Source organism: Aquabacterium sp., assembly GCF_050725395.1.
Lineage (GTDB): Bacteria > Pseudomonadota > Gammaproteobacteria > Burkholderiales > Burkholderiaceae_C > Aquabacterium.
This window is the reverse complement of record NZ_JBOHHL010000002.1, coordinates 24628-40774: the sequence shown is the minus strand read 5'-3', so window position 1 is coordinate 40774 and position 16147 is coordinate 24628. Positions and strand designations below refer to the sequence as shown.

7 protein-coding genes are annotated in these 16147 nt (G+C 63.8%); 4 read left to right on the top strand and 3 right to left on the bottom strand.

All coding sequences use genetic code 11. The annotated features are described in order from the left end of the window. Nucleotides 1-109 precede the first annotated feature (109 nt). From ACREB4_RS01550 to ACREB4_RS01535, 4 genes are all read left to right on the top strand, one after another. Entirely contained in the window at nt 110-2971 is a 2862-nt protein-coding gene (locus tag ACREB4_RS01550) for an FG-GAP-like repeat-containing protein (protein WP_431586429.1), read from the top strand. A 42-nt stretch (nt 2972-3013) separates the two neighbouring features. Continuing rightward, nucleotides 3014-10399, top strand: coding sequence for an RHS repeat-associated core domain-containing protein (locus ACREB4_RS01545; RefSeq protein ID WP_431586428.1), 7386 nt, complete (start codon nt 3014-3016; stop codon nt 10397-10399). A 9-nt stretch (nt 10400-10408) separates the two neighbouring features. Continuing rightward, nucleotides 10409-10702 (top strand): hypothetical protein, encoded by a 294-nt coding sequence (locus ACREB4_RS01540; RefSeq protein WP_431586427.1) that lies wholly within the window; start codon nt 10409-10411, stop codon nt 10700-10702. A 312-nt stretch (nt 10703-11014) separates the two neighbouring features. Then, the gene (locus ACREB4_RS01535) at nt 11015-11551 is read left to right on the top strand and encodes a hypothetical protein (RefSeq protein WP_431586426.1); all 537 of its coding nucleotides are present in this window, start codon (nt 11015-11017) and stop codon (nt 11549-11551) included. 338 nt (nt 11552-11889) lie between these two features. Here ACREB4_RS01535 and ACREB4_RS01530 read toward each other — a convergent pair whose 3' ends face one another. The 3 genes from ACREB4_RS01530 to ACREB4_RS01520 all read right to left on the bottom strand — a co-directional run bounded on the left by ACREB4_RS01530 (nt 11890) and on the right by ACREB4_RS01520 (nt 16013). Beyond that, a complete protein-coding gene (locus ACREB4_RS01530; protein ID WP_431586425.1) occupies nt 11890-12180 on the bottom strand; it encodes a hypothetical protein in 291 nt (96 codons plus the stop codon). 135 nt (nt 12181-12315) lie between these two features. Continuing rightward, nucleotides 12316-13104, bottom strand: a complete 789-nt coding sequence (locus ACREB4_RS01525) for a PEP-CTERM sorting domain-containing protein (RefSeq protein ID WP_431586424.1) — start codon at nt 13102-13104, stop codon at nt 12316-12318. Between the two features lie 35 nt (nt 13105-13139). Next, on the bottom strand, nt 13140-16013 hold the full coding sequence (locus ACREB4_RS01520; protein WP_431586423.1) for an ExeM/NucH family extracellular endonuclease: 2874 nt from the start codon (nt 16011-16013) through the stop codon (nt 13140-13142). Between the last annotated feature and the right edge of the window lie 134 nt (nt 16014-16147).

Here is a 16147-nt window from a genome sequence, read left to right as displayed (position 1 = left end):
CAGGACCAAGACGGTTGTCCGCGCCGCTGTTCGGATCATGGGCTTGTCGCACGCGTGACTTACCGGGCCCTTAGATTGGGCGGCATAAATTCAATTTTCAGGGAATGTCATGCGCAAGCTCACACTGTGTTTGCTGGTGTCCATTGCTCCAGCGTGGGCTCATGCGGCCACCCAGGCGGAACTGGACGTGGTTCGGGACAAGGCGGTGGCCTGGCTCGTCAAGACACAGCAAGCCGATGGACGGTGGTCAGCCGGCGGTGAGGGCTTGGATGTCCAGGCCACATCTGCCGTCATCGAGGCACTGGTCGCTTCCTCGCACACCAAGCTGCCTCAGTTCGCCGCCGCGGTGTCGTGGTTGCAGAACGCCGAGGCCGGCAGCACCGATGCCTTGGCCCGACAGGTGATCGCGCTCAAGAAAGCCGGGGCCGATGCGACGGCCCTGCGCCTGGCCAAGGCACTTCAGGATCGGCGCAATGCCGACGACAAAGGCTGGGGCGCCTATCCCGGGTACCGATCGAGCATCCCTGACACGCCCTTGGCCATGCTGGCCCTGCAGACGGCGGGCGTGGCGGTCACTGACACCGCGGCCCTGGCCACGCAGTTCGAAACCTCCAGCACGGCACCGGCCACCGGGCAGCGCTACTGGCTGCACCGTCTGGACGCCATGGGCTCGTCGCCGGGCGAGGCCAAAGGCGAGCCGGTGCTGCCCACGGCGCTCAGCGCCCTGGCGCTGAAGACATTGAACCTGTCGCCCACGGCCTTGGCCGAGTCGGTGGCCTACCTGAAGGCCAGGCAGGGAACGGCTGGCAGCGGGCAAGGTGCCTTCACTGGGGTGGATGGCCTGTACACACCGCTGGACACCGCCCTGGCCGGCTCGGCGCTCATGGCCAATGGTGCCCGCGCCGACGCGCCCGTCCAGGCGGCCTTGGATTACCTCAAGCGCAGCCAAAGTGCGAACGGGGACTGGGGCGATGCGCTCTCGACCGCCCTGGCGCTGCAACTGGTCGGCACGTCGTCCACGCCTGTGGTGGACACGGATGGCGATGGCACGCCCGATTCGATCGAAGCCTACCTGGGCACCGATGCCACCAAGGCCGATGGCAAGCAATTGGCTTCGCCCAACACGGGGATCGACACCCCGGCCAATCAAAATGCCGTGGTCTACGCCTATTCAGGCTTGCGTGGCAAGGCGCTGCTCTTCAAGCTGCCGGTGACCGATGCCACCACTTGCTGCACCACGACGTCCGGTGCTCTGCCGCCTGGTGTGAGCCTGGCAGCGACGGGCTCTCCTTTGACGCTGCAACTGAGTGGCTCGCCCACGGATGTCGGAAGTTTCTACCATCGCTTCACCTACAAGACCGCGGCGGGCCTTGAGAAGGCCGTGCAGCTTCGCGTTGACGTTGAGCCGACCTTGTTCCGTGCCGATGCCGACCCTTACGATCTGCCGACCCTGTTCGCCTCGGATGCGGGTTTGAACAAGCTGAAGGCCGGCTGGCAGGCCGTGGTCGATGACTTCAACAACGATGGCCGCCAGGATGTCGTGGCTTACTTCAGCGGCGCCAACGAAGCCTTCAATCGGCTCAACTGCTCACCCTGCACGCCGTATGCCGGTCCCGATTGGGGGCAGATCACCGCCTTCCAGAACTTTGGAGGTTCCCTGGCCTACGTGAACCAGCTGCTGACGAGCGTCAAGTTCACGGGTGACCTGAAGAGCATCCAGGTGGTCGATTTCAACAACGACGGCAAGAAAGACCTGGTGCTGAACCTCAACAAGGTCGTCACGAGCAGCACCGATGCCGCCGACAAGTCGACCTTGCCATTCAGGCCGGTCGTGCTGTTGCGCAACGACACGCCCGCGGGCGGTGTCCTGCTGTTCACCGATGTGACCGTGGCCCTGAAGCTGGATGTGGCCCCCGAAGGTGACGTGGTCGTCCTGGATGCAAACAAGGATGGCGTGCCCGACTTCGTGGTCAGCAATGGCAGCGCCGCGGCCAAGCTCTACGTCTACAACAGCACCCTCCTGACCTATGAGGACAAAAGCGCCAGCTCCGGCCTGGGCGCGGTCAAGGCGCCCGTGGGCTTCAATGTTGACGGGGATGCCTCGCAGACCATCGACTTGGTGTCGCTGGACGCGACCACGGGCATCAAGTTCTTCCGCAACAACGGCAACAGCACGTTCACGGCGGTGGCCAATGAAACCAGCTTGCCGGCCTTGGCCAGCAAGCGCATCAACCGCATCGTGCCGGCCGATGTGGATGGCGATGGCAACCTGGATCTGGTCCTGTTCGAAACCGCCACGCAGGGCACCGGTGCCACCGAAGCTTACGCGGGCAGCCGGGTCACCATCCTCAACCATGGTGGCCTCAATGCCAGCCTGCAGCCCAAGTTCGTGATCCGCACCGATGCGGTCCTGTCCGCCGTCAGCAACCTGCCGGATGCCGTCAACCGCGGTGGCTTGGTGGCCGACGTCGATGACGACGGTCGGCCCGACATCGTGGTGTCGGCAAGGGATGTGTCCGCCACCCAGTTGGAAAACGCCATCTTCAGGCAGCAACTGGACGGCAGCTTCGTCAAGGCAGTGGCTGAAACGGGTTTCCCGACCGCGGTCGCGGCGCATGACTCGCCGGTGTATGTCGACCTGAACGATGACGGCAAGGCCGACCTGTTCTGGCCCAACTCGGCCAACACGGGCTACCGCCTGCTGAACGAAGGCAATGTGCACCATGCGATCGACGTGGTCGTGAAGGGCAAGGCCGGCAACCGCGGTGCCCTGGGCGCGCAGGTTCAGGTCACCGCGGCCGGACAGACGCAGACCCGGCAGGTGCTGGCGCAGCACGCAGGGAGCGGTGCGCTGCACTTCGGCCTGGGCAACGCCATGGCGGCTTCGGTCGTCGTGAAGTGGCCCGATGGCACGCAGAAGACGCTGGACGTGAGCGCGGTGGACCGCGCCGTGACCATCGTCCAGCCGTGACCCCATTCATTCCATAAATAACCGATACATCAGGGGATCTCCATGCAACAGCGATACCTTGCCAGGTTCGTCGGCAGCGCTTTGGCCGCGGCCGTTGTGCAGATGACTGGCGTGCAGGCCCTGGCGGCCCACCGAGACGTCGCGCCCATCCCGGCCGATGTGATCGAACGGGTCGTCAACGCGCCCATGTCGCCCAAGGCCGTGCTGGCCGACCAGGTCAGCCAGTTGCTCTGGCAGATGAGCGCGGTGCTTGAGCGCTATGCCGGGCCGCCCAAGGACACCTTGAGCGCGGTGCAGTTGCGGGCCTATCTGCAAACTGCCAGGACGGACCTGCAAAGCCAGCAGACCCTGTTGGGATCGGTGAGGACGGTGGTTCAGCAAGGCTTCCAGGACCAGGCCAAGGGCGGACGCGCCCTGCGTGAATTGGACCAGTTGAGCCGCCTGCTGTCAGCGGGGGCCAAGGCCGAGAAGTCGGCCGAACTGATCCAGGCCGCGGCCCAGGCCCAGGCCCTGGTGAAGCGCTACCAGGGCACGAATGGCGAAGGTGTGGCGGAACCCTTGCTGGCGCCGGCCACGCCCACCCTGTCCCGTGGGACGGAGACCTTCCTGACCACGCCACTGGGGCAGCCCGATCGGCCACCCGCCTATGCCCAGTACAACCAGGACGGTTACCCCGTTTTGGCGCTGGCGGCCGCGGGGGGCTCAGCCGTCCTGCTGCCGACGCCCGCGGAAGCGAACTCCTGTTCATACAACGCGACCACCGACCTGGGCAAGGCACAGGAAGAGGTCAACAGCAGCAAGTACCCGGAACTGGCCGACCTGGCCAAGAGCCTGGACTACAGCCCCGTCAAGATCTTCGAGTACGTCAACAAGAACATCAAGTACCAGTCCAACTACTTCGGCTCGATGAAGGGGGCCTATGGCACCTACCTGAGCCAGGCTGGCAATGACTACGACCACGCGTCCTTGTTGGTCGCCCTGCTGCGGGCTTCCAATGTCCCGGCCCGCTACGTGTTCGGGCAGATCGATGTGGTGGACCCGCAACCCATGGGCGCCGATGGCCAGATCAACCGGTGGCTGTCGGTGAAGGACTATGCGGCGGTGAAAAGTGCCAACCAGGCTGGCTTGCAGCAAGAGGTGCTCAAGAACGCGGGCGGGCAGGCCATTGGCGTCAGAACCTTGCACGTGTGGGTGCAGGCCTGCCTGCCCTACGCGAGCTACCGAGGCGTCAAGCTCACGAACCGTGGGCACCGCTGGTTGCCGCTGGACGCCAGCTACAAGGACAAGGTCCACCAGCCAGGCATCCAGCACAACGTCAACTTCGACTTGAACGCCTACCTGGCCAAGCGGACCAATGGCCCCGACAGCCTGCCGCACGAGAAGTACCTCAAGGATGTCGAGGCCGCGATCCGGGCCTCCAACCCCGGTGCGGGCCTGGCCGATGTGCCCTACCGGGGCGCGGTGCGCGCCGGGAACTTCGACGTCCTGCCGGCTTCGCTGCCCTACAAGGTCAACCAGTTCGTGACCTTCGTGGGTGGTGCAGGCGATGTGGCCGTCTTGCCGGACGCCCAGCGCAATGTGCTCAAGGTGGTGGTCAAGAACCAGGCGGGCACCGCGATCCTGGCCGAGAAATCGCTGCCCATGGTCGAGGCCATCTTCAAGCGGATGACGGTGTCCTTCAAGGGCATCGACGCCACCCACCAGGCCCGCATTGATGCATGGCGCAACGCCGGCACCATGGACTCGCCAGAGCCCAGTTGCACCGCGGCGGACATGACGCGCGTGGTGCCGACCATCAAAGCGGATGGCGTGGAGCAAGCGGCCGGCGCGGTGAGCAGTCCCGTTGATTTCTGCGCCAAGAACGTGAAGATGGACCTGTTCGTGTCCTTGCCCGCGCTGTCGTGCACGGTCAACTCCGTGACGACGAGCGAAGGCTGCGTCAACAAGGCATTTTTCTCCAACATCGAAGCCCCCAACATCTATGCGCTGCTGGCGTCAGGCTTCCACGCGTCGGACGCCTTCCTGCAAAAGCGCATCGCCAAGCTCCAGGCCGCGATCAAGGCTTCGGCCTCGGCGCCCAACGGCAACGTCGAAGAGATCGAGGGTGAGTTCCTCAACGTGGTGGCGCAGAAGTACGGGCGCTACCTGTCGGACACCGTTGCGAAAATCAGCCAGAACTCAGGCCACTTCGGATGGGAGGGACCGCACCTGGGCGTGACCACGGCCAAGTCGAAGATCTCCTATGTGTTCGACCAGCCTTTCGCGATCACCCGCAAGGGCTTCCTGGTGGACGTGCCGGGTGGGCTCAGTGACTTCCGCAACCTGAGCACCGGGGTGTCCAACACGGAGCTGTTCTTCCTGGGCGGCCGCAGCATGTCCGCGATGGAGTCCTACATCTGGCAGGAGAACGCCAAGGTGGACGCCGTGTCCACCATCCGCGGCTTGCAGTTCGCCAACGAGAACGGCAACACCGTGCTCAAGCTCACGAGCGCCAACTGGGCGACGGACAGCGCGCAGCTGGCCTACACCGCCGCCGAGAAGGTGCCCTTGAAGGCCGAGATCGATGCCGGGGCCACCCTCTACATCCCCAAGGCCAAGATCACCTACGAGAACTGGGTGGGCACCGTCTACATCTCGGAGAACGCCACCAAGGGATCGGGCCTGTACGCCATCTCTGGCGGCTACAGCGGCGGCTACTCGCTGTCCAACCCCATCTCCTACAACTACAACCAATACTTGCAGACGGGCTACAACTACTACACCCCGCCCATCGCGCCGGTGTCGTTCAACAGCGTCGTCCAGACCTACACGCCACCACCGGTCGTCAACTCTTACATCAACTACGGTAGCTCGCTGGGCAACACATATTCGGGTGACCCCGTGAACATGGTGACCGGCAACATGTACCACAACGAGACCGATGTGGACCTGACCGTTCGGGGTGGGCAGCGTTTGGTGTTCCAGCGCGCCTACAACAGCCGCAAGGGTGTGGACGGCCCGCTGGGCTTCGGCTGGACGCACAGCTTCAACCAGTTCATCACCTTCCGCGACGACAACGTCAACGGCAGCACGGAGGCAGCCGACACGGACGGCCTCACCTCGTCGGTGACTTGGACCGAAGGCACTGGCAGCGAGAAGTACATCGCCGTCACGGCGGGCGCCAGCGCCGCCGGCCTGGCCACCACGGCCACCTTCAAGACACCCGATGGCTACTACTTCAGCTTCAAGAAGAATGCCGACAACACCTACACCCTGACCGACAAGGGCGGTGTGTCGTACACCTTCGAGGCGGTGGCAGGGACCAAGGACCAGCGTGCCAACCTGGCCAGCATCAAGGACCGCAATGGCAACACCATCACGCTGAACTACGACGGCAGCAAACGCCTGAGCACGGTGACCGATGGCAGCCGCACCCTGACCTTCGGCTACGACGGCGCGTCCACGCGCATCAAGGACGTGACCGATCCGCTTTCGCGCAAGCACAGCTTTGCCTACGATGGCAGTGGCAACCTCGTCAAGGTCTGGAAGCCAGGCTTGACCGTGGCGTCAGACACGCCCACAGTGAGCTACAGCTACTACGCCACCGCCGATGGTCCCAACCTGGACCATGCCATGAAGCGCTACACCCTGGCGCGTGGCAACTACATGGAGTTCGTCTATTACCCGAATGGCCGGGTGCTGAGCCACACCAACTCCAAGGGCGAGTCGATGTCCTTCTCGTACAACGACTTCCGCCGTGAGACGGTGCAGGTCAATGAACGCGGCTTCGAGCGCCGCTTTTTCTTCGACAAGAACGGCATGCCGCTCAAGACAGTGGAAGAGAACCTGGCGGGCCGCGAATTCACCTATGGCGGTGAAGATTCGCCGCAGCGCTTCAACCTCACGGAATCCGTGGATCCGCGTGGCGCACGTGTGAAGTACACCTACGATGCCACGACCGGCAACCTGTTGACCACCACTTACGCCTCGGGCCGCATCGAAGAGCGCAGCCACTACAACAGCTTCTCGCAGCCAGGCCGCATCAAGGATGTGCGGGGGCTGTACACGCTGCTGAAGTACGACGCCAAGGGCAACGTGCTGGAGACCATCCAGCTCAAGAGCGGTTTCGGCGCCAGCATTGACCCGACCACCTACGCACCTTCCGCCACCGACGCCGTGGCCCAGATCGCCGCGTGGACCGTCAACACCTACGACAGCTATGGCAACCTGCTGACCAGCAAGAAGGTGCGGGACATGGCCACCAAGGTCGGTCCCACGGTCGAGTATGGCTACGAGGCCACCAACACCTACCGCAACAAGGTCACCCGCCGCGGCGACAAGAATGGCGATGGCACCATCGCCGCCGACGAGTTCGACACCGCCACCCTGGTGCCGGACGCCGTGGGCCAGACCAAGACGGGCGTGGATGGCCGCTGGTCGACCGTGAACTACGCTTACGATGACCAAGGCCGCGTGAAGTCGGTGACCAATGCCGCCAACGTGACCTCGCGGGTTGAGTACGATGCCAACGGCAACGTGAAGCTGGAGAAGCTCGAAGCCACGGTGGCGGGCGTGGTCCGCCAACTGCAGGTCACGGCCCATGAGTACGACGATGCCGACCGCAAGGTGCGCGTCATGGCCAATGGCCTGACCGCGGCCTTCGAGTACGACGCCTCGGGCAACCTCATTGCCCAGACCGATCCTGACGGCCGGACCCTGCGTTACACCTACGACGAAATGAACCGCGTGGTGAGCGCGCGGGACAAGGAAGGCAATGCTGTCAGCAAGACGCTGGACATCGATGGCCGACCCCTGACGGTGATCGACCCCAATGGCCTGAGCGTCAACTACAGCTATTGGGACGCCAGCCGCGATTTCCGCCTCAAGCGGCTCACCCAGCCCAAGGCCTCTGGCTTTGCCAACGCGCGTGCGGTCGAATACGACTATGACGAGGTGGGCAACGTCAAGAGCACCAAGGTGATCCCGGCCGATGGAAGCGCCGAGCGCGAAACCCTGAGCACCTACGATGAACTCAACCGCCCGGTGCGCGTGGTGGGCCCTGTGGTCAATGACCCGGCCAACGGCAACATCCGGCGCGTCACCAAGTACACCTACGACAACCTGGGACGCCTGACCCAGGTGCACGCCGGCCGCACCGATGCCACCGGCACCAATGCGGCCAACGACAACGTCACCCTGCAGGCCAGCTACACCTATGACGACTTCGGCCGCAAGCTCCAGGACAAGGACGGCGCGGGCCGTGCATGGGTGTACACCTACAGCATGGCGGGCGATGTCCTGACCGTGACCGACCCGCGTGCCAAGATCACCACGCAAACCTGGAACACGGACGGCACGCTCAAAACGCGCAGCAACGAAGTGGGCACGGTGACCTTCACGCGCGATGTGCTGGGCCTGCCCACCAAGGTGGTCAACACCAACCCCGCGTACACGCAGAACTTCACCTATGACGGCCAACGCCGCCTTGAAAGCGTGAACGACAGCCGCGGCAACAAGACGCTTTACTACGAGTACAGCCCGGCCGGCCAGCTCAACGCCATGCGCGACAGCGAAGGCGGCGAGACCAACTACCTGTACGACGCCTTGGGTCGCCTGTCCGGCATCTGGGCCGCCAACTACGACTACCTGACCTTTGCCTACGACAAGGGCGGACGTCTGAGCGAGAAGTGGTCGCCCAATGGTGTGAAGGCCGAGTACGTCTACAACGACGACGGCAGCCTGGCCAGCATCCGCCACCTGGTGGCTGGTGCCGAGAAGGCCAAGCACAGCTATGTGTACGACGCCTGGGGCAACCGCAAGGAGCACGCCGAGAACCTGGCCGGCACCGAGCTGAAGTACGGCTACGAGTACGACGAGCTGAACCGCCTGATCAAGGCGCAGTACAGCCAGACCGTGAGCGGCGCCACGACGACGACGCTGATCGGTCAGTACCGCTACGACATCCTGAACAACCGCACGCGCCAGACCGACAAGGACGGCAACTACCTGGACTACGTGTACGACAAGGTCAACGGGGTGCCCACCAACGTCGGCGCGCAGCAGCTCAACCAGATCGACCTGTACAACCTGGCGGGCGTGAAGCAGTCGACGCAGGCCACCCTGGGGTATGACGCGGCGGGCAACTTGACCAGCAAGACGGCCGGCAACACCGTGCAGGCACTGGGCTGGGACGCCAACAACGACCTGCGCCAGGTGATCAGCCAGGTCAGCAGCGTGGTGGGCGGCACGACCACCACCACGTCTTACAACGAGATCTACAACTACGACCACGAAGGCCGCCGCATCGCACGGCAGATGCAGACGGGCAGCTCGCTGTACCAGAGCCTGTACCTCTACAACGGGCAGGACATCCACAAGGAATACGCCCTCCAGTGGCTGACGCCAGTGGCGGCCTACACGCAAGGCCCTGGCGAAGATGACCCACTGATCCACCAGAGCAGTGCGGGCAACCGGTACTACCACGCCGATGGTCTGGGCAGTCCTTCATTGCTGACCGATGTGGCGGGCAATCTGCAGGCCTACCGACGCTTCGACCCCTGGGGCCGGGTGATCGGCACGGGCGGCACGATGCCGACCTACGGCTACTCGGGCCGCGAGCCGGACCTGAGCACGGGCTACATGTACTACAGAGCGCGGTACTACGACCCGACGCTGGGGCGCTTCCTGGGGCGTGACCCGATTGGGCTAGAGGGCGGGATCAATGCCTATGCCTACGTTGACAACAACCCAGTGAACTTCACGGATCCAAGTGGCCTGTATGCCAAGAGCATTTCGAACACCTTGAGTGGTGTTGGTAGCACGATCAGCAATTACTACGACACCACAGTGTCCGGCACCAAGACATTTGCATCGAACCTCGACCCTTTAGGTGCGCTTGACCAATTCGGTCGGAAGTTGGCCTATAACTTTGTCGAGAACAATAAGCCTGGCTCTACTGCAGGCCTGTGGACGAACAACTGGCTGGCTAACCAGGTGGCGCCTTATGCCAGCGGATATAATGGCAGCACTGCCAACGGGCAGTTGGCCAGCGGTTTAGCCACGGCAACGAATATTGGCGCCTCGTTGATAGGTGGTGGAGAGTTCAAGCTGCTTGGTTCAGCAAAGGGCGCAGCCGGTTATTCGGTGGGATTCGAGACCACCATTGCGAAAGCCGGGGCAGGCACCAGAGCATCACATTTTGCCGACGCTAATGCTTCACTCCTTGCCACCATGAAGTCGGATGCGTCTTTTGCGAAAACCATGGAGGATCTGGGAGTTAGCGTAGGACGAATGGATAGAAGCCCGGCCAATTGGACTTGGCATCATGTTGCAGATCAACCAGGTGTCATGCAATTGGTTCCCAGAGCCCAGCATCAAGCCGGATCCTTCCAGTCGTTATTGCATCCTGATGGAGTTGGTGGCTTCAAGCTCTGGGGTGCTGACTATTAAGGAGTGGATATGAAACTTCAAGACGCCTTGGATCGGATAGATCAGCTAACTGATGATGACGTTATATTTGCTCGCAAACCGTGGGCGCTCGATGCTGATGCTGAGATAGGTCAATTGGATGCAAGCCTCCGTGTTCCGGTAGCAATGAAGAACATGGGCTTTGACTACTTTATCGAAGCGAGCGCTGCAAGCGAAGTATTGGAAGTGTTCGGAGCACATAAGCCTACGATTGAGGAGCGTCGAGCCTTGTTGATGTACTACGCTGAGCACGATGCTTATCCTCAATGGGTTTATGAGTTTTAAAAAGTGTGTTGCTGCAAGTAGCTGAGTACCATTCACACCAGATACTCATTCCCCGTTCGAACAAAGGGCCGCTGTCAGCGGCCCTTTGTTCGTCTCTGTCTTCCGTTTGGGCATGGATGCTCACGGGGGATGGCGTCCATCCCGGTCTGAGCGCATGTGCTACAGCGAAGGCGGCGAGACCAACTATTTGTACGACGGCGGGGCCGCCTGTCGGGCATCTGGGCCGCCAACTACGACCACGAAGGTCGGCGCATCGCGCGCCAGATGCAGACGGCAGCTTGATGTACCAGAGCCTGTACCTGAGGTCCTTCCATGACAATGGTGATCATGCGAAAACGTCCCTTCCCTCGGCAACTGAAAACTGGCACGGTCTTGGCTGTGCCCTTGGGCGAGCTTGGCTTCGGGGCCGCGCAGGTGGCCGAAGGTGGAGACTTCGCATTCTTTGACCGCAAGTTTGATCGCATCGAAGATTTCCCGCCATTGTCGGATCTGGTGCAGGCCCCTCTGGCTTTCAGGGTGCCCATGGTCAAGGGGGAGGCCAAGGCGGGTGGGTGGATATTTTTGGGAGACGCACCCTTGGTGGGATCCCTGGCGTCCGAGTCACCTTACTGGAACCAGCCGGTCGGATCTAACCAGTTGCGCATCATTTGGCAAAACCAGTTCTCGCCCGCGACGGCGGACGCCATCCTGGGCATGGAGCGCATGGCCTGGTGGATGGCGGAACAGGTTGTTCAGCGGCTGCAGGACCATTTCATGGGCCGGCCCAATTTGCATGCGCAGACGATCAACCGCATCAAACAATATGATCCGGTGACCGGGCAGGAAGTGAAGACCTTGGCAAGCCAATGAAAAAGGCCGCTGTCAGCGGCCTTTTTTGTCTGCGGCACCAGAAGCTGGCGCCAGGGTCGATCAGACATCGTGGCGCTGCATCGACAACTCGGTGGTGCTGTGCGCGCCGCGAACAGCGAGGTGGACGAGGACGGTGGTCATGACGAGGGACATCAGGGCAAGTGTCAGCATGGTGAGCCTCCTGTTGCTTGGTTTGGTTGGAGACCCAGCATGCGCCCATTCGCACCCCCGCGAATGAGGGGTTTACCTTGATTAAATGGTCATACTCATCTGAGTGATCTTTGACGGTTGGTTACAGCCAGCTTGAAGCATGAGCCGTTCGGCTCATGCTTGCGCCCTCATTGCGCGTCGGCGGTGCGCCAAGGTGAACGCATGAAGGTTTCCGGCTGGTGGCTGGAGGCCTCTTCGATCAGCCCGGAGGACTTCAAGTCCAGCGCCACCCGGTCGGGCCCCTCCATGAACTGACCAACCTGGGCCAGCACGTCCAGGCTGGTGAAGCCATTGACCAGCAGCAACAAACGTCGGTGCTCGTCGTCCATGCGCGGCATGGTGCTGGGCATGGCCGCGGCCTGCCCCTTGGTGGTGCGGCGGTAGACCACATCCGTGTGTGAATGGACCTGTTGATTCATGTTCACTACTCCAGTGCATTGGGTTCATGAGGCCTGCATGTCATGCAATTTCCATGCGGGCAAAACGAAGGCCTGCCGAGGGGCGAACCCTGGCAGGCCTCTGTGTCAATGGCGGTGAGGCAGTGCCGCCCGCGATCAGCCTTGGCGGCGGCGCATGAACAGGCCGCCAGCGGCCAGGCCCAGCAGGGCGAAGACCGCAGTGCTGGGCTCGGGCACGGCCGCCGTCAGCGCCACGTCGTTCACCGTCAGCAGCGAGGTCTGGTCAGGCGCATCGAGGTCGGCCACGGCCAGCGACAGGGTCACCGTGCCGGCGGTGGTGAAGGTGTGGCTGAAGATCTGCGATCCGGTCTGCAGCAACTGGCCGTTGCCGCTGACCGCGTTGGTGGCCTGCGCCGCATCGCCCAGGGCCAGCACCTGCAGGCCATTGGCCGTGTGGGCGTCGATGACCACGAAGGCGCGGTCGGCGAAATCCCGGTCGGTGCTCAGCAGGTTCCAGGTGAAGCTCAGCGTGTCGCCGGCCTGCACGGTGAAGCTCTGGCGGGCCGCCGAGCCTTCCCACAGGATGCTGGTGAAGTTGATGGGGTCGGGGTGCAGCGAGCCGATGGCCGCGCCCACGAAGTCTTCCAGGCCGCCGGACGTGCCGATGGCGCCCACGTCTTGGCCGGACACGTTGTAGTGGCCACTGGCCTGCGGGTAGTCGTCAGAACCCAGTGAGGCGGTGCCCAGCACCAGGGTGCTGTTGCCGATGGGCAGGGCCAGGCTGGCGGGGCTGCTGCTCAGCGCGGCCGCGTCGCCGAAGGTCTGCCAGCCGGAGAGGCCGGCCGAGAAGTTGCCGTTGGCGATGTTGGCGTGGGCCAAAGATCCGGCCATCAAGCCGGCCACCAGGACGGCGGTGCGGGCGATGCGTGTGGGGAGTGCGTGCATGTGCATGAATGGGTTTCCTTGGGTACTTCGGTGAATCACAGGGCCAGGTCGCGGGCGGCTTGCAGCTGGCTGGCGCTCACGCCGCGCAGCACGACCAGTGCCTTGGGGGTGGTGGTGCCGGCGCTGCCATCGGTGTCGATCTGCACCTGCGCACCAGTGCTGCTGTCGACGATGCGCACGAAGCCGCCGCTGATGGCTTGCGTGGGCGAGATGCCCAGCGAGGCCAGCAGGCTGCTCAGGTCGATGCGGTCGCTGCCCGGCGTGAAGTCGGTGACGGTGTCCAGACCATCGCGCAGGCTGGTGTAGACCAGCACGTCGCGACCGGCGCCGGTGGTGATGGTGTCGCTGCCTTCGCCGCCGTTGATCAGGTCATCGCCCGCGGTGCCGGTGAGGGTGTCGCGGCCCGGCGTGCCGTTGACCGGCTTGAGCAGGTTCAGGCCCACGATGACGGGGTCGTGGTCGGAGCTGCGGTAGGCCGTGGGGCTGTAGTAGTCGGGGCCGCAGGCGGCGCAGGCAGGTTGCTTGAACTCGGTGTTGTAGTCGATCACCGAGGGCTCGTCCGCGTTGATGTGCCATTCGATGGCGCGGGTCACCTTGGTGGACAGCGAGGGCGTGGTGATGGCGTGGTCCAGGCGGCCAGCGGCGCCGTCGAACACGTAGGAGTAGCCGAAGGTGTTGAAGCGGCCGATCTGGTCCACGTAGCCGTGGCTGGTCAGCTCTTCGATCGGGTCTTCCTGGGCGTAGGCGTTGAAGTCGCCGATCAGGATGACGTCGTCGCTGCCGCTGGCGGTCTGCACGGTGGTCACGAAGCTGCGCAGGCGGGTGGCTTGCTGCACGCGCGTGTCGTTCCAGCAGCCTTGCAGGTCGCCTTGGTCGGCATCGGGATCGGCCGCGCTGCTGGGGCAGCTGCCCTTGGACTTGAGGTGGTTGACCACGACCGAGAACTTCTCGCCATTGGGGGCGGCGAAGGTCTGGGCCAGCGTGGGGCGGTTGTTGATGGCGTTGGTGTCGGACAACGCGGTGCCCGACAGGCTCAGCTTCGCGGGCTTGTAGATCAAGGCCACGCGGATGGCATCCGTGCCCGTGCCGGCCGCGGGAGCGGGCACGGCGGCGTAGGTGCCGGCGCCCAGCTTGGCGTTGAGCGCGGTGACCAGGTTCTGGACCGCGGTGTCGGGGTTGACGCCCGAGCCACCGGGGTTGGGCACGTTGTTCTGAATCTCCATCAGACCGACCACATCGCCGCCCGTGCCGGCGATGGCCTCGACGATCTTGACGCGCTGGCGGTTGAACTCGGCCAGGTTGTTGGCGCCGCGGCAGTTGGAGGCCGAGACCGCGCCCCCGAGGGTGCACCCTTGTCCGCTCTGGCCTGCGGCCGTGTTGCCATCCAGGAAGGTGGTGAAGAAGTTCAGCACGTTGGCGCTGGCCACCTTGACGTTGCCGCCGACAGCCTCAGGCGTGGCGGGACGTGCATTGATGCGGGTGAAGGTAACGGGCTGCGTCGGGTGGATCTTGTAGTCGGCGATGCCGGTGTTGCTGGCCGTGGCCAGGCCATAGTCGATCACGCCGATGATGGCATCGACGGTGTCGCCCGCGCGCAGCGTGTTGTCGGCCGCGAAGTAGGGCGTGGGGTCGGGGTTCTGTACCGAGGTGCCATCGTCCAGCAGGATGCTGCTGAGCGCGTTCTGCTGGAACAGGGCCTGGGCACCGGCGCCGGGGCGGACGCGGTTGGTTGGCACTTCGAGGCGGCCGTTGGCCGACAGCGTGACCTGGCCATAGCGGCCCTGGAAGTAGTTCTGCGAGGCGGTGAGCTGGGTGTTGATGGTGACCAGCATGCCTTCCAGGCGTTCCAGTTCATTGTCGCTGGCCACGGGCAGGGTGATGACCGTGGGATTGATGCTGGCGGTGGTGCCCAGCGGGGTGACGGTGGGGGTGGTGATCTCGGTGATGGTGCGGGCCAGCGTCTCGGCGTTGCCGGCGGCGCCCACGTTGAACTCGACCACCTTGCCGCTGACTTGCACCGATTGGCCCGCGGTGACGGTGGGTGCCGTGCTGGTGAACACGAAGATGCCGTCCGAGGTCAGCGGGTTGTTGTCGCCGACCGGGTCTTGCAGGTAGAAGCCGTTGTTGACGACCTTGGTGACCACGCCGGTGGTGACCACGTCGGTGTTGACCAGGGGGCTGGTGTGGCCCGTGCCCTGGATGTCGTAGACCTTGACGGTGCTGCCATTGCTGCCGCCGCCATTGTTGCCACCACCGTTGCCGGTGCAGACGTTCAAGGTCGTGGCCGTGTTGCGGGGCGTGGCCGCGCCCGTGGTGAAGTCGGCGCTGTTGCTGTTGGTGTCGGTGCAGCCGGCGTTGACGCGGATGGCCGCGGTGGTGTTTGTCAGTGTAGCGGTGGGGCCGGCGCCTTCGAAGGCGCTGGCGGCGGTGCCGAAGCCCACGTAGTCCACGACGCCCGCGCTGGTGGGCGTGGCGCTGCTGCTCAGGACGGTGTTATTGCTGACCAGGGCCACCTTGCCGGCCGTGCCGCTCATGGCGATCCAACTGGGGCTGGCGGTGGTGACGTCGGGTGCGGGCAGGGGCGTGGTGCCACCTGTCCCCTGGGCTTCCTGCACCAGGTAGTACTGGCCGGGCTGCAGGGTCACATTGCCCAGGGCCGTTTTCTGCCAGGAGGTGCCGCCAGAAGATGCGTATTGCACCGACCAGCCATTGAGGCTGACGGGCGCCGAGCCCGCATTGAACAGCTCGATGAAGTCGTGCGTGTAGGTGGCCCCGTTGTTGCCACCGCCGCCGTAGACCTGGCTGATGACCACGCCGCTGGTGGAGGCCTGCGCCATGAAGGTGGAGGTGGCGAGCGCGATGGCGCTCAGCAAGTGCACGGCACGGCGCGAGGAGGCAGCAACTGACATGGAATGGATCTCTGGGTGGTTGACGACAAGTGGCAGTGTTGCGGGCGCTTGTGTCAGGCGATGACGCGCCTCGTTCAGCGCGCGTGGCTCGAACGGACCAAGGCTGAATCGCCGCGGTCGGCCGGTGCGATCCA

Coding starts and splice junctions, on each gene's coding strand:
- ACREB4_RS01550 (WP_431586429.1), top strand. CDS start 110: ATGCGCAAGCTCACACTGTGTTTGCTGGTGTCCATTGCTCCAGCGTGG.
- ACREB4_RS01545 (WP_431586428.1), top strand. CDS start 3,014: ATGCAACAGCGATACCTTGCCAGGTTCGTCGGCAGCGCTTTGGCCGCG.
- ACREB4_RS01540 (WP_431586427.1), top strand. CDS start 10,409: ATGAAACTTCAAGACGCCTTGGATCGGATAGATCAGCTAACTGATGAT.
- ACREB4_RS01535 (WP_431586426.1), top strand. CDS start 11,015: ATGACAATGGTGATCATGCGAAAACGTCCCTTCCCTCGGCAACTGAAA.
- ACREB4_RS01530 (WP_431586425.1), bottom strand. CDS start 12,180: ATGAATCAACAGGTCCATTCACACACGGATGTGGTCTACCGCCGCACC.
- ACREB4_RS01525 (WP_431586424.1), bottom strand. CDS start 13,104: ATGCACGCACTCCCCACACGCATCGCCCGCACCGCCGTCCTGGTGGCC.
- ACREB4_RS01520 (WP_431586423.1), bottom strand. CDS start 16,013: ATGTCAGTTGCTGCCTCCTCGCGCCGTGCCGTGCACTTGCTGAGCGCC.